The sequence below is a fragment of the Lysobacter sp. TY2-98 genome (assembly GCF_003367355.1).
GTDB lineage: Bacteria > Pseudomonadota > Gammaproteobacteria > Xanthomonadales > Xanthomonadaceae > Cognatilysobacter.
On sequence record NZ_CP031413.1, the window covers coordinates 890,128 to 911,771 of the forward strand.

17 protein-coding genes are annotated in these 21,644 nt (G+C 67.3%); 12 read left to right on the forward strand and 5 right to left on the reverse strand.

Translation table 11 applies throughout. The annotated features are described in order from the left end of the window. Positions 1-7 precede the first annotated feature (7 nt). Positions 8-832, reverse strand: coding sequence for a 30S ribosomal protein S2 (rpsB, locus tag DWG18_RS04295; protein WP_115645729.1), 825 nt, complete (start codon positions 830-832; stop codon positions 8-10). A gap of 406 nt (positions 833-1,238) precedes the next feature. Here rpsB and map point away from each other — a divergent pair, with 406 nt between their 5' ends. From map to xth, 7 genes are read left to right on the forward strand one after another with little or no spacing between them, the layout of a single operon-like run. Further along, positions 1,239-2,015, forward strand: a complete 777-nt coding sequence (gene map / locus DWG18_RS04300; RefSeq protein ID WP_115645731.1) for a type I methionyl aminopeptidase — start codon at positions 1,239-1,241, stop codon at positions 2,013-2,015. Continuing rightward, a complete protein-coding gene (gene glnD / locus DWG18_RS04305) occupies positions 2,012-4,678 on the forward strand; it encodes a [protein-PII] uridylyltransferase (RefSeq protein ID WP_240318598.1) in 2,667 nt (888 codons plus the stop codon). The genes map and glnD overlap by 4 nt, the downstream gene beginning before the upstream one ends. Beyond that, entirely contained in the window at positions 4,675-5,577 is a 903-nt protein-coding gene (gene dapD, locus DWG18_RS04310; RefSeq protein WP_115645733.1) for a 2,3,4,5-tetrahydropyridine-2,6-dicarboxylate N-succinyltransferase, read from the forward strand. Before glnD ends, dapD begins: the two co-directional genes overlap by 4 nt. 1 nt (position 5,578) lies before the next feature. Beyond that, positions 5,579-5,941 carry a Spx/MgsR family RNA polymerase-binding regulatory protein gene (locus DWG18_RS04315; protein WP_115645735.1) on the forward strand — a complete coding sequence of 121 codons (363 nt, stop codon included), beginning with the start codon at positions 5,579-5,581 and terminating at the stop codon, positions 5,939-5,941. Next, the gene (locus DWG18_RS04320) at positions 5,938-6,174 is read left to right on the forward strand and encodes a hypothetical protein (protein ID WP_115645737.1); all 237 of its coding nucleotides are present in this window, start codon (positions 5,938-5,940) and stop codon (positions 6,172-6,174) included. The genes DWG18_RS04315 and DWG18_RS04320 overlap by 4 nt, the downstream gene beginning before the upstream one ends. Beyond that, positions 6,171-7,304, forward strand: coding sequence for a succinyl-diaminopimelate desuccinylase (dapE, locus tag DWG18_RS04325; protein ID WP_115645739.1), 1,134 nt, complete (start codon positions 6,171-6,173; stop codon positions 7,302-7,304). Before DWG18_RS04320 ends, dapE begins: the two co-directional genes overlap by 4 nt. A gap of 40 nt (positions 7,305-7,344) precedes the next feature. Then, positions 7,345-8,406, forward strand: coding sequence for an exodeoxyribonuclease III (gene xth / locus DWG18_RS04330; RefSeq protein ID WP_115645741.1), 1,062 nt, complete (start codon positions 7,345-7,347; stop codon positions 8,404-8,406). Positions 8,407-8,458: 52 nt separating this feature from the next. On the opposite strand, the gene DWG18_RS04335 is transcribed toward xth, so the two are convergent. Beyond that, entirely contained in the window at positions 8,459-9,073 is a 615-nt protein-coding gene (locus DWG18_RS04335) for an HAD family hydrolase (RefSeq protein ID WP_115645743.1), read from the reverse strand. A gap of 450 nt (positions 9,074-9,523) precedes the next feature. On the opposite strand from DWG18_RS04335, the gene DWG18_RS04340 reads away from it, so the two are divergent. After that, a complete protein-coding gene (locus DWG18_RS04340) occupies positions 9,524-11,125 on the forward strand; it encodes a M28 family metallopeptidase (RefSeq protein WP_343195083.1) in 1,602 nt (533 codons plus the stop codon). Positions 11,126-11,307: 182 nt separating this feature from the next. On the opposite strand, the gene DWG18_RS04345 is transcribed toward DWG18_RS04340, so the two are convergent. Both DWG18_RS04345 and DWG18_RS04350 read right to left on the reverse strand, forming a co-directional pair. Further along, positions 11,308-11,964, reverse strand: coding sequence for a hypothetical protein (locus DWG18_RS04345; protein WP_115645746.1), 657 nt, complete (start codon positions 11,962-11,964; stop codon positions 11,308-11,310). Positions 11,965-12,159: 195 nt separating this feature from the next. Continuing rightward, positions 12,160-14,394 carry a M3 family metallopeptidase gene (locus DWG18_RS04350; protein ID WP_115645748.1) on the reverse strand — a complete coding sequence of 745 codons (2,235 nt, stop codon included), beginning with the start codon at positions 14,392-14,394 and terminating at the stop codon, positions 12,160-12,162. Between the two features lie 151 nt (positions 14,395-14,545). Here DWG18_RS04350 and DWG18_RS04355 point away from each other — a divergent pair, with 151 nt between their 5' ends. Both DWG18_RS04355 and DWG18_RS04360 read left to right on the forward strand, forming a co-directional pair. Then, the gene (locus DWG18_RS04355; protein WP_162823697.1) at positions 14,546-14,968 is read left to right on the forward strand and encodes a CBS domain-containing protein; all 423 of its coding nucleotides are present in this window, start codon (positions 14,546-14,548) and stop codon (positions 14,966-14,968) included. A 145-nt stretch (positions 14,969-15,113) separates the two neighbouring features. Further along, entirely contained in the window at positions 15,114-17,150 is a 2,037-nt protein-coding gene (locus DWG18_RS04360) for an amidohydrolase family protein (RefSeq protein WP_115645752.1), read from the forward strand. A 51-nt stretch (positions 17,151-17,201) separates the two neighbouring features. On the opposite strand, the gene DWG18_RS04365 is transcribed toward DWG18_RS04360, so the two are convergent. Next, on the reverse strand, positions 17,202-18,398 hold the full coding sequence (locus tag DWG18_RS04365; protein ID WP_115645754.1) for an acyltransferase family protein: 1,197 nt from the start codon (positions 18,396-18,398) through the stop codon (positions 17,202-17,204). A 151-nt stretch (positions 18,399-18,549) separates the two neighbouring features. Between DWG18_RS04365 and DWG18_RS04370 the strand changes: the two genes are divergently transcribed. Both DWG18_RS04370 and DWG18_RS04375 read left to right on the forward strand, forming a co-directional pair. Beyond that, positions 18,550-19,446 carry a LytTR family DNA-binding domain-containing protein gene (locus DWG18_RS04370; protein WP_205289396.1) on the forward strand — a complete coding sequence of 299 codons (897 nt, stop codon included), beginning with the start codon at positions 18,550-18,552 and terminating at the stop codon, positions 19,444-19,446. A gap of 152 nt (positions 19,447-19,598) precedes the next feature. Continuing rightward, on the forward strand, positions 19,599-21,614 hold the full coding sequence (locus DWG18_RS04375) for a GGDEF domain-containing protein (protein ID WP_162823698.1): 2,016 nt from the start codon (positions 19,599-19,601) through the stop codon (positions 21,612-21,614). Positions 21,615-21,644: the final 30 nt, after the last annotated feature.

The window sequence follows — 21,644 nt, forward strand, 5'->3', positions numbered from 1 at the left end:
ATGCGGATTACTCGGCGGCCGGAGCGTCGGCCTTGCGCGGTGCACCCTTCTTGGCCGGAGCGCGGCGCGGACCCTTGCGGTCGTCCTTCTCGCCACCTTCGGCACCGGCTTCGGCGAACTCTTCCTCACGGACCGAAGCGGCCTGCGGCGCGGCAGCCTTGCCCTCGAGCACGGCTTCGGCAGCAGCGCGCGTGTACAGATGCACGGCGCGAATCGCGTCATCGTTGCCCGGGATCGCGTAGTCGACGAGCTCCGGGTCGTAGTTGGTGTCGACGACGGCGATGACCGGGATGCCGAGCTTCTTGGCTTCCTTGATCGCGATGTCTTCATGGCCGATGTCGATCACGAAGATCGCGTCGGGCAGGCGGTTCATGTCCTTGATGCCGCCCAGCGACGCTTCCAGCTTCTCGCGCTCACGGCGCATCTGCAGGACTTCGTGCTTGACGAGCTTCTGGAAGGTGCCGTCGGTTTCAGCGGCCTCGAGGTCCTTCAGGCGCTGCACCGACTGCTTGACCGTGCGGAAGTTGGTCAGCGTGCCGCCCAGCCAACGCTGGTTCATGTACGGCATGCCGCACAGCTCGGCCGCTTCCTTGATCGCCTCGCGCGCCGAGCGCTTGGTGCCGAGGAACAGGATGACGCCACGCTTCTGCGCGACGCCCGAGAGGAAGTTCATCGCATCGTTGAAGAGCGGAACGGTCTTCTCGAGGTTGATGATGTGGATCTTGCCGCGGGCACCGAAGATGTACGGACCCATCTTCGGGTTCCAGTAACGGGTCTGGTGGCCGAAGTGGACGCCGGCTTCCAGCATCTGGCGCATGGTGATCTGGGGCATTGCGATAACTCCAAGGCGGTGGAATCCGGCCGATGAAATGACGGCCGCCCGCACGAGCGGGCAAGGATTCCGGGGTTGGGCCTCCCTGACGCGTCCGATGTCCGAACCCCGAAGGGCACCCCGGCATCGACAGTGGCGACAGGTGTGTATTCGCCCGGGATTCCGCGTCGGCGGAGGCCCTGCGCCCGGCGTGGGCGGCTCGCGATGGGTTGCGAAGCCGGAAAAGTGTAGCCGGGACGCGGACTTGGAGCAACCGGCGGGCCCGCTCCGGGGGCTGACGATCCAAGCGCGAGGGCCGCACGATCAGCCACCGCCGTCACGTCCTGTGCGCTCGATGCATTCCGCCGCATCGCAACGTCCCGTGCGACCACCGCGTTCACCGGGCACGGCGCGGCATAATGCGCGGATGCCGATCACCCTCAAAACCCCCGAAGACATCGAGAAGATGCGCGTCGCCGGCCGCCTGGCGGCCGAAGTGCTGCAGGTCGTTGCGCCGCACGTCAAACCGGGGGTGACGACCGAGGAGCTGGACCGCATCTGCCACGACCACATCGTGAAGGTGCAGGGAGCCATCCCGGCCAACGTCGGCTACAAGGGTTTCCCCAAGACCGTCTGCACGTCCGTCAACAACGTCATCTGCCACGGCATTCCGAGCGTGGGCAAGGTGCTGAAGGACGGCGACATCATCAATATCGACGTGACCGTCATCAAGGACGGCTTCCACGGCGATACCAGCCGCATGTACTACGTCGGCACGCCGTCGGTGATGGCCAAGCGGCTGGTCGACGTCACCCGCGAAGCGATGTTCCGCGGCATCCGCACGGTCAAGCCGGGCGCCACGCTGGGCGACATCGGCCACGCGATCCAGACCTACGCCGAATCCGAGCGCTTCTCGGTGGTGCGCGAGTACTGCGGCCATGGCATCGGTCGCGTCTACCACGAGGATCCGCAGGTGCTGCACTACGGCCAGCCGGGCCAGGGCCTCGTGCTGAAGCCAGGGATGGTGTTCACCATCGAGCCGATGATCAACGAAGGCACGCGCCACACGAAGGTGCTGCCCGACGGTTGGACCGTGGTCACCAAGGACCGCAAGCTTTCGGCGCAGTGGGAGCACACCGTCGCGGTCACGGACGACGGCGTCGAGATCCTCACGCGCCTGCCGGGCGACGACAACGACCTATGAGCGACGCCGCGGCCCTCGATGCCGCGTGGCCCGTCACCGATGAGGCGCCCGACGCCGCGTGGATCGCGGCGGCGCGCATGCAGCTGTCCACGTTGGCGGCTTCACTCGAGGCCGCGTTCGATGCCGGTGGCGCGACTGTCGACGTCCGACCACTGATCGCGCGCCGCGCGGCAGGCGTAGACGCGATCGTCCGATCGGCCTGGCATCGCGCGGTCGGTGTCGAATCGGGCGACGGCACCTCGACGCCGGCGCTGCTCGCCGTCGGTGGGTACGGTCGCGGCGAGTTGTACCCGCAGTCGGACATCGACCTGCTCGTGCTGCTCGATGCGGCTGCGCAGAACGCGTACGCCGCGTCCATTGCGCGCTTCGTCGCGTTGTTGTGGGACGCCGGGCTTCCGGTCGGGCACGCCGTGCGTTCGAGCGCGCAGTGCGCCGCTGCGGCGGCGGACGACATCACGATCGTGACTTCCATGCTCGAGGCGCGCGTGCTCGCCGCGGGCGACGACGTGATCGCGCGCCTGCAGGCGGCAGTCGATCCGGCGCAGGTGTGGCCACCGTCCGCCTTCTTCGACGCCAAGCGTCGCGAGCTGCGTGAGCGTCATGCGCGCTACGGCGATACCGCCGACAACCTCGAACCCAATCTCAAGGAAGGCCCCGGCGGCTTGCGCGACCTTCAGACGCTGCGCTGGATGGCGTTGCGGTTGCTGCACACGGGTGATTTCGCGTCGCTGACGACGCTGGGCCAGCTCGGTGCCGACGAACACGCAACGCTCGAACGCCAGCACGACGTCCTCGCGCGGCTGCGATTCGGGCTGCATCTGGTCGCGGGTCGTCGTGAAGAGCGTCTTCGCTTCGACCATCAGAAGACGCTCGCTGCCCGCCTGGGTTTCGTCGACGCGCCGGGTGCACTGGCGGTCGAGCAGATGATGCAGACGTTCTATCGAAGCGCGGGCCTCGTGCAGCGCATCGGCGAACGCTTGCTGCAGCGGTTCGAGGAACAGCTGGAGGGCGAGGGCGCTGCCGAGCAGCTCGACGATTCCTTTGAGCTGCGACGCGGCTATCTCGCCGCGACGTCGCCGTCGTGGCCACGCACCATCGACGACGTATTCGCGCTGTTCGCGGCATGGGCGTCGCGGCCCGAGGGCGAGGAGGGCATCCGCGGGCTGCATTCGCAGACAGCGCGCGCACTCGCCGAGTTCCTCGACGAGGTACCCAGCTACGACCGCGCGTCGCAGACGGCGCGCGCCGCATTCATGGCGTTGCTGCGTGCCCCGCAGCCCGTCCGCACGCTGACGCGCATGGCCCGCCTCGGCGTGTTGGGACGGTGGATTCCCGCGTTCGCGAACGTGTCGGGTCGCATGCAGTTCGACCTGTTCCACGTCTACACCGTCGATCAGCACACGCTCGCAGTGCTCGCGAACATCGCTGCGTTCGTCCGCGGGGACGACGAGCGTTTCTCGCTCGCGCACGAAGTGCATCCGCGCCTGCGCAAGCCCGAGCTGCTGCTGCTCGCCGCGTTGTTCCACGACATCGCGAAGGGACGCGGCGGCGATCACTCGGAGCTCGGTGCCGTTGATGCGCGCGCGTTCGGTGAGGCGATGGAACTGCCCGCGGGCGACGTAGCGACCATCGAATGGCTGGTTGCACAGCACCTGTTGATGTCGGTCACCGCGCAGAAGCAGGACATTGCGGATCCCGAAGTCATCCACCGCTTTGCGCAGAAGGTCGGTGATCGCGAGCGTCTCGAACTGCTCTATCTGTTGACCTGTGCCGACATCGCGGGCACGTCGCCCAAACTGTGGAACGCGTGGAAGGACCGCCTTCTCGCGGATCTCTACACGTCGACACGCCTCGCGCTGCGTCGCGGACTCGAAAATCCCCTCGCGGCGGATGAGCGCGCCGACGAGACGCGGTCGGCGGCTGCGGCGCTGCTCCGCGCCGACGGCAGCGGCGACGCCATCATCCGATCGACGTTGTCGCGCATGCCGGCGGTGGGATTCCAGCGTGCACGTCCGGACCAGCTCGCATGGCAGGCGCGCACGCTGCTCGCACTGGGCGATCGCACGACCGCCGTCGCGGTGCGCCCGCTCGGCGATTCCGGGGTGCTCGAAGTCTTCGTGCATTCGCCCGACCGCGACGGCCTGTTCGCCGCGATCGTGATCACGCTCGACCGTCTCGGCCTCGCGATTGCACAGGCGCGCGTGCTCGACGGCCCGGAAGGCCGCGTGTTCGACAGCTTCGAGGTCGTGCCCGCGGACGCGCGCCTGCAGCCGACGCCGGAAGACGTCGCGCGACGCCTTGAGCACGTGCTCGCCGGGGCGCTCGATTCGCTGCGGCCCGCACGCCGCGCGCAGCCGCGCCACCTCAAGCATTTCCGCATCGCGCCGCAGGTCGGTTTCGATCGCATCGACGCACCGCCGCGCACCATGCTCAGCCTCGTCTGCACCGACCGTCCCGGCCTGCTCGCCGACGTGGCGCTCGTGCTGCGCGAGCAGGGCCTGCGCGTGCACGACGCGCGCGTCGCCACGTTCGGCGAGCGTGCGGAAGACGTGTTCCAGATCACCCGCGCCGACGCTTCGAACGTCGACGCTCCACTCGATGAACCTCACCAGCACGCGCTGCGCGATGCGCTGCTCGCCTGCCTCGACGGAGATTGCCCATGAGCCCGCCGGCCAAGAAGACCGCCGCCAAGAAGACCTCACGCCGCAAGGCGGCACCGAAAGGCCCGGGTCGCGACGAGCTGAAGTTCCTCATCGACAGCGCATGGGAGCGCCGCACGATGCTGACGCTCGACGAGATCGACGGCTCGACGCGCCCGACCGTCAATCTCGTGATGGATCGCATCGAAAGCGGCGAATACCGCGTGGCCGAGCCGGATGGAAAGGGCGGTTGGGCGGTCAACGAATGGCTGAAGAAGGCGGTGCTGCTGTACTTCCGCACGCAGGACATGGAAGTGATCGAAGCCGATCCCGCGCCGTTCTGGGACAAGGTGCCGGCTCGCTTCCAGGGCTTCGACGAAGCGCAGTTCCGCAAGGCCGGCGTGCGCGTGGTGCCGGGCGCGATCGCGCGTCGTGGCTGCCACATCGCGAAGGATGTCGTGCTGATGCCGAGTTTCGTCAACATCGGCGCATATGTCGGCGAAGGCACGATGGTCGACACGTGGGCAACGGTGGGTTCGTGCGCGCAGATCGGCAAGCACTGCCACCTCTCCGGCGGCGCGGGGATCGGCGGCGTGCTGGAACCGCTGCAGGCGACGCCCACCATCATCGAAGACCACTGCTTCATCGGCGCGCGCTCGGAAGTCGTGGAAGGCGTCATCGTCGGCCACCATTCGGTGATCGGCATGGGCGTGTTCCTCGGGCAGAGCACTCGCATCTACAACCGCGCAACCGGCGAGATCAGCTACGGCTACGTGCCGCCGGGCAGCGTCGTGGTCTCTGGCCAGCTGCCTGCGGCCGACGGCTCGCACTCGCTGTACTGCGCGGTGATCGTCAAGCAGGTCGACGAGAAGACGCGCGGCAAGACCTCGATCAACGACCTCCTGCGCGGTCTGGCGGACTGACATGGCGACGACGCTCTACGGCCTCGCCAATTGCGACACCTGCAAGAAGGCGCGCAACTGGCTCAAGCGCTTCGACGTCGCGCACGAGTTCGTCGACTACCGCGATCAGCGGCAGTCGCCGGAGACGCTGCTCGAGTGGAAGGACGCGGTCGGCGGCTGGGACGCGCTGATCAACAAGTCGTCGACGACCTGGCGAAACCTGCCGCCGACGCGCAAGACTCCGGGTTCCGATGCCGAATGGAAGCTGTTGCTGCGCGAGTATCCGCAGCTGATCCGCCGGCCCGTCGTCGTGACGGACGATGGCGTCGTCACGCAGGGCTTTACTGACAACGGTTTCAAGAAGCGCTTCGGAGTCGACGCGTGAGTGCAGGGCAGCGCCTGCTCGTTGCACTCGCCGCGCTGGCCGGCTTCGTGGTGGTGGCGATGGTCGCGTCGTTCATCGCACTCGCGTTCGGCAATGCGCTGTTCGGGTGGCACGACAATCCCGGCCCCGAGCTGGGGGTGGGGCTGATCGCGGGCTGCGCGGGCGCGATGCTCGCCGCGGCGTGGTGCAGGAACCGGTTCGGACGCGTGGTCGTGACGGAGAAGACAGGATGACAGACGTTCTCGATCTCACCCGTGCGCTGATCGAGCAGCGTTCGCTGACGCCCGACGATGCCGGCTGCCAGGCGCTGGTCGCAGCCCGCCTTGGGGCAGCCGGCTTCGCCTGCGAGTCGATGCGATTCGGTGACGTCGACAACCTGTGGGCCGTGCATGTCGGCACCAGTGACGGGCCGACGCTGGTGCTGCTGGGGCATACCGACGTCGTGCCGAGTGGCCCGGTCGAAGAGTGGACCAGCGATCCGTTCACGCCTGAAATCCGCGGCGGCAGGCTGTACGGCCGAGGGGCGGCGGACATGAAGGGCAGCGTCGCGGCCTTCGTCGTCGCGTTGGAGCGTTTTGCCCGCGAATACGCAGGTCATCGTGGACGCGTCGCACTTCTGCTGACGTCGGACGAGGAGGGCATCGCTCTCGATGGCGTGCGCAAGGTCGCGGATGCGTTCCGTGTACGTGGCGAGCGCATCGACTGGTGCATCACCGGCGAACCCTCCTCGACATCGAAGCTGGGCGATCTGCTGCGTGTCGGCCGACGCGGCAGCCTGTCCGCCACGCTTACCGTGCGCGGCATCCAGGGGCATGTCGCCTACCCGGAAAAAGCGCGCAATCCCGTGCATGAGGCCATGCCGGCGCTTGCGGAGCTCGCGGCGCGGCACTGGGACGATGGCTACGAGACGTTCCCGCCCACCACCCTGCAGATCAGCAACATCGTCGCCGGCACGGGCGCGAACAACGTGATTCCGGGCGAGCTGCAGGCGCTGTTCAACCTGCGCTACAACCCGCATTGGAATGCGGCGCGGCTCCAACACGAGTGCGAAGCGATCCTCGCGCGGCATTGCAGCGATTACACGATCGACTGGCATCGCAGCGGCGAACCGTTCTACACGCCCGATGGCGAGCTTCGTCAGGTCTGCCGCGACGTGCTCACGCAGTTCGCCGGCTGCGCGCCCGAAGAGAGCACCGGCGGTGGCACGTCCGACGCGCGGTTCATCGCGCCGCTGGGCGCGCACTGCGTCGAGATCGGGCCGGTGAACGCGACCATCCACAAGGTGGATGAACATGTGTCGGTGGCGGATCTCGAACGCCTGCCGGACCTGTACTTCGAGCTGATGCGCCGCCTGCTGGGCTGATCTCACCGGCCGTCGACGCCGCCTGCCTAGCATCGCGCGCATGGCCCGGCTCAAGATCGCGACGTACAACATCAACGGCGTGCGCGCACGCCACGGTGCACTGCTGGAGTGGCTGGAACGCGAGAAGCCCGACGTCGCCTGCTTGCAGGAATTGAAGGCACCCGACGAAGCGTTTCCGCAGCTCGACATCGAGAAACTCGGCTACGGCGCGATCTGGCACGGACAGAAGTCGTGGAACGGCGTCGCCATCCTTGCGCGCGGTACGCAGCCGCAGGAGCGCCAGCGCGGCCTGCCCGATGATCCCGACGGCACGCAGAGCCGCTATCTCGAAGCGGACGTGCACGGCCTGCGCATTGCCTGCCTGTACCTGCCGAACGGCAACCCGCAGCCCGGGCCGAAGTTCGCCTATAAGCTGGCGTGGTTCGCGGAGTTGCGGCGTCGAACGGCCGCGCTCCTGCGCAGTGGCAAGCCGACGGTGGTCTGCGGCGATTTCAACGTGGTGCCGACGGACGAGCTCGACATCTACAACGCGAAGTCGTGGCGCAACGATGCGCTGTTGCAGCCTGAGAGCCGCGACGAATGGTTCAAGTTGCTCGAGCAGGGCTGGACTGACGCCATCCGTACGGTGCACGGCGACGAGAAAATCTACACGTTCTGGGACTACTTCCGGAAACACTGGGAACGTGATGCCGGGCTGCGCATCGACCACCTGCTGCTGAGCCCGGACCTCGCGCCGATGCTGCGCGATGCGAACGTGGATCGCTGGGTGCGTGGACGGCCCGGCGCGAGCGATCATGCGCCAACCTGGGTGCTGCTGGATGCGTCGGGTGGTGCGATGGCGAAGAAGGCGCGGAAGGCGGTGTCGAAGGGCGCCACGCGAGCGGGCGCCGGGAAAAAGGCCGTCGCAAAGGTCGCAAAAAGGGTGGCGGCTCGGAAGACGTCGGCGTCGCCGAATGGCGTGGGAAAGAAAGTCGCTGCGAAGAAGGCGACCGCCAGGAAGCCTGCGGTTCCGAAGGCGACGAACGGCACGCCTCCGACGACTGCCAGGCGTGCTTCGAAGTCCGCGGCTGCGACGCGATCCGCTCGCAAACCGAAGGTCTGAACGCGCAGACACCGTCGACGCGTTCGTATGTCACGATGTGCCTCGCATTGGGTTACGTCGCGAGCAGTCCTTCATCGGCATTCGGTATTCGCTGGTAGTACGGATGGTGCGCGATGCCGAGCATGCCCGTGTCCTCGGCCGTGTCGCCGTACGCATGGATGCGCTCGAACTGCGATAGATCGAAGGCCTCGCGAATGCGTCGGACCTTTTCCCCGCGCACGCATTGCGCGCCGTCGTAGCGACCGGTCATTCGCCCGTCGCGTCGCTCGAGGCGCGAGCACAGCACGGGCAGGTCGTGCGCTCTGGCCCACGGTTCAAGCAGCACGTCGAAGTTGCCGGAGACGATCACCACCGTGTCGCCGCGCCGGCGATGCGCGTGGATGCGCGCCATTGCTTCGGGGCGCACCAGTGGCGGGAGACCGGTCTTCGCGAACGTTTCACCGATCGCCTCGATCGACGCCGCGTCAGCGCCGGTGAACGCAACGCGCGCGATCGCAGCACGGACCGGGTTACCCGTGATCAGCCCGCGGCGGTACGCGAGGATCAACGGCGCCAGCGGCGGATAGCCGAGCGCGATGCGCCACCGCGCTGTCGCCGCCGCGATGAACGGTGGGTAGGTCTCCACCGTCGTGATCGTTCCATCGAAGTCGAAGAGCGCGAGGTCCATGAACAGGCGTTGGTGCGGCCGCTTGTGGGATCACGAAGCTTAATGACATGGGTCGTCGCCGTCCCTGAGACCCCGGGAGCGCAGACTGCGCGGCCCCACACCGGAAGGCCTCCCCCATGCCTCCTCGTCCAAGCCTCGCGGCGCCACGCCGCAACACCCCCGCACCCGTGCCGATCGCGTCTGATGCCGACCGGCTGCGTCGCGGCCTGCCGCTCGAATCCGGCGAAGCACTGCCGCCGCCGCCACCGCGGCCCCTTCACTGAACGATCAAGTCATGGGCTCTGCGAACCGCGCCGTCGCGCACGTTTCGCGCGCGATCGCGTGGATGTTGCGGCGCGGCCGCTTGCTACCATCGACCGGCTGTCCCACGCACGCATGAGGTTCGCCTTGTCCAGGTTGCTCGCCGCATCACTTCTTACTGTTTCGATCGGTCTCGCGCTTCAACCCGCGATGGCCGCCAAGGCACCCGACATCAGCGCGCAGCGCCTGTCGTCGATCGTGCGCACGCTGTCGTCCGACGCCTTCGAAGGCCGTGGTCCCGCGACCGCCGGAGAAACGAAGACGGTCGATTACCTCGTTTCGCAGATGAAGGCCATTGGCCTGCAACCAGGCGGCGAAATGAAGGCCGGCAAGCGCGCATGGACGCAGCCGGTGCCGCTGCTGCGCGCAAGCATCACCGGCACGCCGGCGCTGTCGTTGAATGCCGGTGGTCAGTCGCAGTCGCTCACGCAGGGCGAGCAGGTCGCGATCCGCGCCGCGCTCGATGGTTCGAAGTCGGTATCGATCGACAACGCGCCGCTGGTCTTCCTCGGTTACGGCGTCAAGGCGCCGGAGCGCAACTGGGACGACTTCAAGGGCGTGGACCTGCACGGCAAGATCGGCGTCGTCCTGATCAATGACCCGGACTTCGAAACGGGGCAGGGCGACTTCGGCGGCAAGGCGATGACGTACTACGGTCGCTGGACCTACAAGTACGAAGAAGCCGCGCGCCAAGGCCTCGCGGGCTTGCTGATCGTGCACGAGACCGACCCGGCCTCGTACGGCTGGAACACGGTCAAGAACTCGAACACCAACACGATGTTCGATGTCGTGCGTGACAACCCCAAGGGTTCGCATCCGCCGATGGAAGGCTGGATGCAGCGCGACGTCGCGGTCGAGCTGTTCAAGAAGTCGGGCCTCGATTTCGACGCGCTGAAGAAGCAGGCGCAGACGCGCGACTTCAAGCCGGTCGAGCTGAAGGGCGCGACCTTGTCCGCGAAGTACGCGGTCGACAGCCAGGTGATCACCTCGCAGAACGTCGTCGGCCGCCTGCCGGGCAAGAAGCGTCCGGACGAGACCGTGATCTACAGCGCGCACTGGGATCACCTCGGCGTCGGCCAGCCCGATGCGAAGGGCGACAAGATCTACAACGGCGCCGTCGACAACGCGACCGGCACCGCCGCGCTGCTCGAACTGGGTCGCGCGTTCGCGAAGGCGCCGCGCACCGATCGTTCGGTGGTGTTCCTTGCGGTCACCGCGGAAGAGAAGGGCTTGCTCGGCTCCGAGTACTACGCATCGAAGCCGCTGTATCCGCTGGGCAAGACCGTCGGCGTCATCAACATGGACGCGCTCGATCCGCACGGCCTGTCGAAGAACTTCACGACGTCGGGCAGCGCGCAGGTCGAACTGCTCGACGATCTCACCGCGACGGCGAAGAAGTGGGGCCTGACGTACAGCGCCGATCCGCATCCGGAAGCCGGCCATTTCTTCCGCTCCGATCACTTCCCGTTCGCCAAGCGCGGCGTGCCGGCGATTTCGTACGGTTCGGGTAACGACTGGGTCGAAGGTGGCGTCGCGGCCGCGGAAGCCTCGGACAAGGCGTACACGGCCGATCGTTACCACCAGCCGGCCGATCAGTGGGAAGCCAGCTGGACGTTCAAGGGCATGGCGCGCGACCTGCAGATGCTCTACACGCTGGGCCGCGATCTCGCGACCTCGAAGCAGTGGCCGAACTGGGGCCAGGATTCGGAGTTCCGTGCGGCGCGTGACGCGACTGCGGAAGATCGTCGCTGATCACGTAGCTGGTCATGTCGTGACATGAAAACGGGGCCTTCGGGCCCCGTTTTCGTTGGTCGCTAGGTCGCGGCGTCACATGTGTCGCGGCGGTCGCGCTTCGTTCCCCACAGCATCGATTGTGTGTGGGATGCGGTGTCGCGGAAGCGCATCGGGCAAGGCGATCGACGTCGCGCCCTGGATTACTTCGGCGTCATCGCCACGTCGATGTGATCGATGTGCCAGCGACGCTGTGCCTCGGTCGATCCCGGCACGTCGTTCACGCGACGCAACGTGACTTCGCCTTTGCGCGGCCGCGAATTCGCTGCGTTGTCGGTTGCACTGAGCTCGATCGGCACGGTGACGTACATCGAGCCCGCGGCGCCCTGGACGCCGCCCGGTGCGAACACCTGCGCATGCGGTTTGCCGAGCTTGGCGAGTTCGGCGCGGAAGTCGGCGGCTCGGCCCGCGTCTGCCCACAGCGCGTCGGCGTCGTTCGTCTTGCCGGCGTCGACCAGTGCGAAATAGGTCTCGACCGTCGTGGCGGCGGCCTGCGGGCTGGCGACCTCCGGCGGTGTCGTCGGTTCGGGCAGCGAGGCGTTTGACGAATCGGGTGGCGTCGAGGAGGCGGGCGGTGGCGTCGTGTCGGCCGGCGTTGTCGTGGTCGACGCGTCGGATGACGGCTCTGCCGACGGCGCATTCGCCGCGTCGCTAGTCGTCGCTGGCGCGGTGCTGTCGGTGGACGTCGAGTCAGTCGATGTCGGCTGGCACGCGGTCGCGACGCCGAGTGCTGCGATGAGCGCGAATGCGGGGCGCAACGTACGGATCACACGGTGATGAGGCGCGAACGGCTGGGGCATGGTGGGATCTCCCGAACGGAAGCGCCGACAGTGGCGCATGCACCGGCGAAACGAGGTGACGAGCGGGCCAGGCATGGGGTGCCGACTCGCGCGGGTCGCGGATGGCGCGATGCGGCGCGAACACCGGCGACCGCATCGCCCAAAACAAAACCGCCCGGATTGCTCCGGGCGGTTTCGTCGAACAACGCGGGTGGCTTACTTCTTCGCCGGCGTCGCGGGCTTGGCGTCGCTCGGCGCCTTGCTGTCGTCGGCCGTCGTTGCGTCGAGACCACGACGCTTCAGCAGCGGCTCGATCCACGGGTCGCGGCCCGTGTAGTTGCGGAACAGCACCATCGCGTCCTGGCTGCCGCCCTGCGAGAGCAACGTCTCGCGGAAGTGGTCGCCGTTCTTGCGGCTCAGGCCGCCGTTCTGCTTGAACCACTCCACGCTGTCGGCGTCGAGCACTTCCGACCAGATGTAGGCGTAGTAGCCGGCCGCGTAGCCGCCCATGATGTGGCTGAAGTACGGGGTCTTGTAACGCGGCGGCACGGCGTAGAAGTCGACGCCGTCCCTCTTGAGCGCATCGGCTTCGAACGCCATCACGCCCGACGCGGCCGGGATCTGCGACGCCGGCAGCTGGTGCCAGTTCTGGTCGAGCATCGCCGCGCCGAGGTATTCGGTCGTGGTGAAGCCCTGGTTGAACTTGCTGCTCGCGAGCACCTTGTCGAGCAGTTCCTTCGGCATCGGCGCGCCGGTCTGGTAGTGCTTGGCGTAGTTCGACAGGATCTCCGGCCAGTCGGCCCACATCTCGTTGACCTGCGACGGGTACTCGACGAAGTCGCGCGGCACGCTGGTGCCCGAGAAGTACGGGTACTTCACGTTCGAGAACATGCCGTGCAGCGCATGGCCGAACTCGTGGAACATCGTGGTCACTTCATCCCACGTCAGCAGCGTCGGCTGGCCCGCCGGCGGCTTCGGGATGTTGAGGTGGTTGGCGACGACCGGCAGGTAGCCCGTGAGCTTCGACTGGTCGACGTACGAGTTCATCCACGCGCCGCCGTTCTTCGACGGACGCGCGTACATGTCGGAGATGAAGATCGCGAGCTGCTTGCCGTCCTTGTCGAACACGTCGAAGACGCGCACGTCGGGCTCGTAGACCGGCAGGTCCTTGCGCTCCTTGAACGTCAGGCCGTAGAGCTGGTTGGCCGCGTAGAAGACGCCGTTCTGCTGGACGTTGTCGAGCTCGAGGTAGGGCTTGAGCTGCGACTCGTCGAAGTTGTACTTCTTCTGGCGCACCTTCTCGCTGTAGTACGCCCAATCCCATGGCTCGAGCTTGAACGTCGGCTGGCCCTTGGCCTTCTGCTCGGCGTCGATCATGGCCTGCAGGTCGGCGGCTTCGCGCTTGGCGTTGGCCACGGCCGGCGGGGCGAGCTTGCCGAGCATCGAATTGACGGCTTCCGGCGTCTTCGCGGTCTGGTCTTCCAGCGCATAGGCGGCGTAGGTCGGGTAGCCGAGCAGCGCGGCCTTCTCGGCACGCAGCTTGGCGACCTGCGAGACGATGCCGGTGTTGTCGAACTTGTTGCCGCGGCTGCCGCGCGCGATCGACGCCTTGAAGATCTTCTCGCGCAGCGCGCGGTTCTCGAGGAACGTCAGCGGCGGCTGGATGGTGGTGTTGACCAGCTCGATGACGTATTTGCCCGGCATCTTGTGGTCGGTCGCGGCCTTGGCCGTCGCCGCGATGGCTTCTTCCGGCAGGCCGGCGAGGTCGGCCTTGTTGTCGACGACGATCGCCATGTCGTTGCGCTCGGCCAGCACGTTCTGGCTGAACTGCGTGCCGAGCTTCGCCATCTCGGCGTTGATCGCCTTCAGGCGCGCCTTCTGTGCGTCATCGAGCTTGGCACCCGAACGCACGAAGTCCTGGTAGTACTTCTCGACGAGGCGCTTGCTTTCCGGGTCGAGGTTCAGTGAATCACGCGTGGTGTAGAGCTTTTCGATGCGCGCGAACAGCTTGGGGTTCAGCGCGATCGCGTCGTAGTGCGCCGCGAACTTCGGCGAGTACTGGCTGTCGAGCTTGTCGCGCGTCGGATTCGTGTCGGCGCCGACGAGGTTGCCGAACACGGTCTGCGCGCGACGCAGGATCTGGCCGCTCTTTTCCAGCGGGATGATGGTGTTGTCGAAGGTCGGCGCGGCCTTGTTGTTGGCGATCGCGTCGATTTCCTTCAGCTGCTCGGCCATGCCGCGATCGAAGGCCGGCGCGAAGTCCGTATCCTTGATCTTGTCGAACTGCGGGTAGTGCAGGGGCAGCGGGCTGATCGAATAGAACGGGTTCACGGTGGCCTTGGCCGTCTTCTTGGACACGGACTTCTTGGCCGGAGCCGCAGCGTCGGAGACCGCCGGAACGGCGGTCGCCGCGACGGCCAGCGCCAGCGCGAGGGCGAGAGGATGCTTCATGGAGGAGCCTCGACGGAGTGAACGCGAAGCGTACCCGACGGCCGCTTCACGAACCCATGACGAAAGGCATACCGCCCGCGCCACGCCGGTTTCACGCCCGTCCGACCCGCAGTCCCGCAGCGTTCCCGCATCCCATAGCCCCGGAGGATCCATGGATATCCGCAGCGTCATGACGCCCAACCCGGCGACCTGCCAGGCCGAAACGCCAGTGCGCGACGTCGCGCGCCTCATGCTCGAGAACGACATCGGCCTGGTGCCGGTGATCGACGCGCAGGGCCGCGCCATCGGCACGGTGACCGACCGCGACATCGTCGTCCGCCTCGTCGCCGAAGGCCGCGACCCGCAGCAGTGCGTCGCGCGCGACTGCATGACGCAGCCGGTGACGACTGTCTCCGTGGACGGCAGCCTGAGCGACGCCACCGAGGTGATGGAATCGCGCCAGATCCGCCGCCTGCTGGTCGTCGACGGCGACGGCCGCCTCTGCGGCGTGATCGCGCAGGCCGACATTGCGCTCAGCGGCCGCGACCGCAAGACCGCCGAACTGCTGCGCGGCGTGTCCGAACCGAAGCACTGACGGCATACCGGTCCGTATCCGAATGCGCCGCCTCCGGGCGGCGCTTTTTTTTTGCGTCGCGTCATGACGAAAGGGCCGTATGGCGGGAACGCCGTCGCGCTAGGCTCGGCGGGCGCCACTGCCGGCGCGAACCGAGGCGTTCCCGATGAAGCCGCTGGCCCGAAGCCTGCTGATCGCGATGTGCATGTTGCCCGCCGTCCCCGCATGGAGTGCCACGACGCAGCGCTGGGTCGTGCTCGTCGACAACGGCAAGAAGGCCGGTGAGCAGGTGGTCACCACCGGCGACGACGGCGTGGTGCGCACGTCCTTCATCTTCAAGGACAACGGCCGCGGGCCGGAGATGAAGGAGGAATACAGGCTCGCGCCCGATGGCACCTTCACGAATTTCCACATCACCGGCACGTCGACCTTCGGCGCGAAGATCGACGAGACCTACACGCGCACCGGCGACCACGCCGAGTGGAAGACCACTGCCGACCACGGCGAACGCACGGTGAGCGGTACCGCCGAATACGCGCCGCTCGCGGGCACGCCGCAGTCGGGCGCGGCCACGGTCGCCGCACTGGCCAAGCGCGCCGACGGCAAGCTGCCGCTGGTGCCGGGCGGCACGCTGACGATGCGCGAACTCGCGCGCGAGCAGGTGTCGAACGGTAAAGACACGAAGACCGTGCGACTGCTCGCGCTCACCGGACAGGGCCTGACGCCGAACTTCGGCTGGTTCACCGACGACGCCACGCCGGGCATGTTCGCCTTCATCGCGCCCGGCTTCGTGCAGATGGTACCGGAAGGCTGGGAAGGCGTCGGGAAGCAGCTCGAAGAGCGCCAGAAGAAGGCCGAGGGCGAGCTGCTCGTGCAGATGCAGAAGCAACTCGCCAAGCCGCTGCCGGGCAGCACGCTGATCCGCAACGTGCGCGTGTTCGACAGCGTGAACGCGAAGCTCGGCAGCGCCAGCGACGTGCTGATCCGCGACGGCAAGATCGTGTCGGTCACGCCGACCGGCAAGGCGACGAAGGCCGACCGCAGCATCGATGGCGCTGGGCGCGTGATGATCCCGGGGCTGTGGGACATGCATGCGCACGTCTCGCGCTGGGATGGCGCCTTGCACATCGCGTCGGGCATCACCAGCGTGCGCGACATGGGCAACGACAACGACACGTTGCAGCAGATCATCGGCGAGGAAAAAGCCGGCACGCTGCTGATGCCGCACATCACGCCGGCCGGCTTCATCGAAGGCGAAAGCAAGATGTCGGCGCGCAACGGCTTCGTGATCAAGAATCTCGACGAAGCCAAGAAGGCGGTCGACTGGTACCACGACCACGGCTACCCGCAGATCAAGATCTACAACTCGTTTCCGAAGGACGTGCTGAAGGACACCGTCGCCTACGCGCACAGCAAGGGCATGCGCGTCAGTGGCCACGTGCCGGCGTTCCTGCGCGCGCAGGACGTCATCGATGATGGATTCGACGAGATCCAGCACATCAATCAGCTGATGCTGAACTTCCTCGTAGACGACACGACCGATACGCGGACGCTCGAGCGCTTCTACCTGCCGGCGCGCAAGGTCGCGGACCTCGACTTCGACAGCAAGCCGGTGCAGGACTTCATCCACACGATGGCGACGAAGAAGATCGCCAGCGATCCGACGCTGGCGACGTTCGAGTTCATCCACCAGCGTGATGGAACGATGTCGCCGATCATCGCGCCGGTGGCCGACCATTTGCCGCCGGATGTGACGCGTGGTCGCATGGCGGCGGAGATGAACATCCCAGACGACGCGACGTACCAGCAGTTCGACAAGTCCTACAAGAAGATGGTCGAGTTCGTCGGCCGCATGTACAAAGCGGGCGTGCCGCTGCTCGCGGGCACCGACGAAATGCCGGGCTTCACGCTGCAGCGCGAACTCGAGCTCTACGTGCAGGCGGGGCTGACGCCGTCGCAGGTGCTGCAGGTGGCGACGCTCAACGGTGCGACGGTGGCGCGTGCGACCGATCGCGGCGTGATCGCGCCGGGCAAGGCGTCGGATCTGGTGCTGCTCGATGGCGAGCCGACGCAGAACATCTCCGACGTGCGCAAGGTCGCGCTGGTGATCAAGGGCGCGACGGCGTATGCGCCAGCCGAGATCGACGAGGCGGTGGGCGTCGCGCCGTTCGCGAAGCCCGCGGTGATCGTGGCGACGAAGTAACGACACGCGGACGCCCGGCATTGCGCCGGGCGTCCGTTTGATTCGCGTGCGTCAGGCGAGCTCGTTCGCGGGTTCCGCAATGCGCAGCGTCGATGCCGTTGGACGGGTCTCGCGCGGCCGGAACTTCATGCCGAACAGCGGGCGCAGCAGCGGCACGCGTCGGATGATCGCGAATCCGATCCAGCAACCAGCGACGGTGCCGATCAGCACGGCGCTCGCTTCGATGCCCGCCGGCAGTCGCAGCGGCACCAGCCAGTAGGCGAGCAGCACGATCAGGCTCTGGTGCAGCACGTACCAGGGGAAGACGGCTTCCGTCGCCCACCCCAGCCACGGGAACGGGCGGTCGAGGTACGCCTTCGACCAGCCGAGCACCGCGGCGATCGCCCACCAGATGTAGACGCTGCGCAGCGCCCAGATGAGCTGCTGCGCGCCCGGCGCGTCGTCGGGCAACGCCACGCCGAGGCCGTAGTAGACGGGGAACAGCAGCAGCGCTGCGACGAGCGCGCGGCGGCGCAGGCGCGCCAGTTCGTCCCAGACGCCGCCCGAACGCGCGAGCCAGAAGCCGTAGAGGAACATCGTGAAGTAGAGGACATCGCGGTAGCCGTCGTGCACCAGGTCGCCGGTGTCCTCGAAGTGGCCCTGCAGGGTCACGGTTTCGATTGCAATCGGAATGGCGGGGATCAGCAGCAGCGCCCAGCCGCGCAGGCCCGTGAACGCGGCACGCACGCGCAGCCCGGGACGCGAGTCGAGCAGCGGCTTCACCAGCACCAGCGCGACGGTGAACGCCCAGACGTACGCGAGGTACCAGAGATGGTTCCAGGTGATGCCGTTGGTGTCGCCGTCGAACGCGCCCTTGGGCCACGGCTTGAACTCGTAGTAGCGGAACAGGAAGTCGAAGAAGCCCGGCTTCACGAAGCCGGTCTGGATCCCCTGCACGTAGGGCTGCACCGGCACGATCACCAACATGCCGAACACCAGCGGCAGCAGCAGCCGCCAGGTGCGCTGGCCGAGGAAGGCGAAGCCGCCGGTGCGCGCCATTAGGAAGGCGCTGGAGATACCGGAGATCAGGAAGATCAGCGACATCCGCCAGCGATTGACCACCAGCATCGGGATCTGCAGCCAGTCGGCGGTATGGGTGCTCTTGATGTGCCAGCCCCAGTCGCCGACGTAGAGCATCCCCCAGTGGTAGAGGATCAGCAGGGCGAAGGCGAGGGCGCGCAGGGCGTCGATGTCGTGGCGTCGCGTCATGTCGGCGGTCCGGGTGGAAGTGGGCCGACTCTCGTTGCGCGACAACGCGTTGCGGCACGCCCGGGGACGCATCGGGCCGCCCCGGGGACGAGCGGTGGACGGTTGGGACGGACGCATCGCCCGGGTCGCGTCCAACAGTGACAATGCGCGGATGGCCGATACCTCCCGCACCGCGCCCGACTCCGACTGGACCCGCTACCAGCCCTGGCGGCCGTGGGTGGAGTACGGGTTCTGGATCGCGATGTTCGTGATCAATGCGATCGCGAACAGCATCACCGCCGACTTCGACCTCCACCGTGCCCACGTCGACGTCCGCGACTGGGAGCCGGTGATCTGGGAGCTCAGCAGCAATCTCATGGTGCTGCTGCTCGTCCCCGCCATCGTCGCGTTCACCCGATGGCGGCCGATCCACTTCGACAACTGGAAGCGTCGGTTGCCGGAATACCTCGGCGCCAGCATGGTCTGGTCGATCCTCCACGTGGCCGGCATGGTCGCGTTGCGCAAGATCGGCTACGCCGCGCTCGGCAGCCACTACGACTTCGGCAACTGGCCGCTCGAGAGCGGCTACGAGTACCTGAAGGACGTCCGCGGCTTCGCGACCATGGTGGCGCTGATCGAGGGCTACCGCCTGTTCCTGCGCCGCCTGCAGGGCGAGGCGAGCCTGCTCGGCGCGCCGGACGATTCACCGGCTGCCGAAGCCGTTGCCCGTCCCGAGCGTTTCCTGGTGCGCAAGCTGGGCAAGGAATTCCTGGTGCCGGCCGCCGACATCGAATGGCTGCAGGCGGCGAGCAACTACGTGAACCTGCATGTGCGCGGCCGCGACTATCCGCTGCGAACCACCATGGCGCAGATCGAGGATCGCCTCGACCCCGCCACCTTCCGCCGAGTGCACCGCAGCTACATGGTCAACCTCGACCGCGTGGAGCGCATCGAGCCGCTGGAGTCGGGCGACGCGCGCATCGTCATGCACGACGGCGCGATCGTGCCGTGCAGCCGTCGCTATCGCGCGGCGCTGCGTGGCGATTCGACGGTGTCGGCGGCGGCCTGAAGCGTCCGAACAGTCACGTCGCTCATCGGCGCGGCAGCAGGCGACCCGCTCGGCGTTCGCGAAGGAGGTCCGTCGCCCTGTTCACGAATAGGGTCGCGATGCGTGCCTCGTGACAGCTCAAGGCGATGCCCGACGGCGCCGATAACGACGCCATGCGAATCCGCGTCCTGCTCCTGCTGACCGTCCTGCCGTCCATGGCATTCGCCAGCGGACGCGTCGACGACATCCTTCGCGAGCAGCACCGGCATGGCTACCGTTCCGCCGCGGTCGCGATCGATCAGTTGCAGTCCGCCGATGACCGTCCGACTGCGACGTCCGACGCCGGCATGCGCATGCGTTACAACGCCGCCGTGCTGCACCTCGCGGTCACGTCGCGGCGCCCGCGCATGGTGGCGACCGCACGCGACGCGCTGGCCGTACTCGACGGGATGGCGCGCGACGAGGCGTGCACGCGTTGCGCCAGCGAGGCCCGCATCGCGCGTGCGTCCGATGCATTGACGCGTCGCGAGACCGACGAGGCGGAGGGCTACCTGCGCGGCCTCGAAACGCGCGTGCCCGACGCCATGGCTGATCTCTCGGGACGGCTGCACTACCAGCGCGCACGTCTGTACAACCTGCGCGGCAATTACGTCGGCGGCGTCGCCGAGGCGTTGCGCGCCTCCGAACTGTTTGAGGGCGTGGGCGATGCCAGCGGCGCGCTGATGAGCCAGGCGCTGATGGTGTCCATGAGTACCGCACTGGCCGACTACCCGCGCGCCGAAGCGATCGGCCGTCGCGCATATGCAGAAGCACAACGCATCGGCTTCAACTTCGCGATGGCGTCGCTGCGCCTCAACATGGCGTACGCCTACGGCCGCGCCGGTCGGAGCGACGACCAGCTGCACGCGCTCGAGGAGGCGATCGCGCTGTCGCACGGCCAGGAGGGCATGGAAGAGTTCGAGGCGATCAGCCTGTCCAATCTCGCCGACCACTGGCTGATCGAGAAGGACTACGCGAAGGCGCTCGACGCCGCACGCCGGGGCGAAGCGCTCGCGCGCCGCACCGATGACCCGCGCAGCCTGTCGTATGCGCTTACCAACGACGGCGTTGCGACGGCGCATCTGGGCGATATCGATACCGGCCTGCGCCGCGTGCGCGAAGCCATCGCGATCGCCGAGCGCACTGGCGCGCGTGGCGACGTGATCGGCATGAACGGCGAACTGGTGGGCATTCTCAAGCTTGCTGGTCGCTATCGCGAGGCGTTCGAAGCGCTGGAGCAGGTCGCGTCGCTGCAGGCCGACCTCACCCGGCAGGAGCGCGACAAGACCTTGCTCGAAATGCAGGAGCGCTACTCCGCGCAGAGCCGCCAGCGCGAGATCGATCGGCTCGGCGCCGCCAATCGAATCAAGCAGGCGGAACTCGCGGCGCGTACGTGGCAGCAACGCCTGTGGGCGGCGCTGGCGGTCGTGCTCGCGCTCGCCGCGGTGCCGCTGGTGCAGCTGATCAAGCGTGTGCGCAACGACAACCGGCGTCTGTCGGGCGACGTGGCGATGCTCGCCGAGCAGTCGCTGCACGATCCACTCACCGGCGTCGCCAACCGTCGCCAGTGCCATGCACTCATGGCGCAGCATGCGGGCAACCCGGCGGCCGCCGTCGGGCTCCTGCTGCTGGACGTCGACTTCTTCAAGAAGGTCAACGATGCCTGGGGCCATGCGGCCGGCGACCGCGTGCTGATCGAGATCGCGACGCGACTGCGCGGACTCGTGCGCCAGGACGATGCGGTCGTGCGCTGGGGCGGCGAGGAGTTCGCGCTGGTGCTGCCCGGGATCGGCGAAGACGCGCTGGCGGCGCTGGCGTCCCGCGTGCTCCAGGCGATCGGCACGGCGCCGGTCGATCTCGGCGGTCACCTCGTGGACATCACGGTTTCCGTCGGCGCCGTGGTGCACCCGATGCATCCAGGCGGCGAATGGCAGCAGGCGATGCACGTCGCCGATCTCGCGCTGTATCTCTCGAAATCCGCGGGTCGCAATCGCGCCACGCTCGTGATGGACGTCGCAGTCGACGCCGACATGGCCGAGCTGGGCCGCGATCTTGCCGGTGCCCAGGCGCGCGGCGAGGTGCAGCTGCAGAGCGTCGTCGGGCCGTCGATGCACGCATCGGTCGATCGGCCGGACCGCGCAATGGCCTAGGCGCCCCCGACTTGTCTGAGCGGGTCAGCG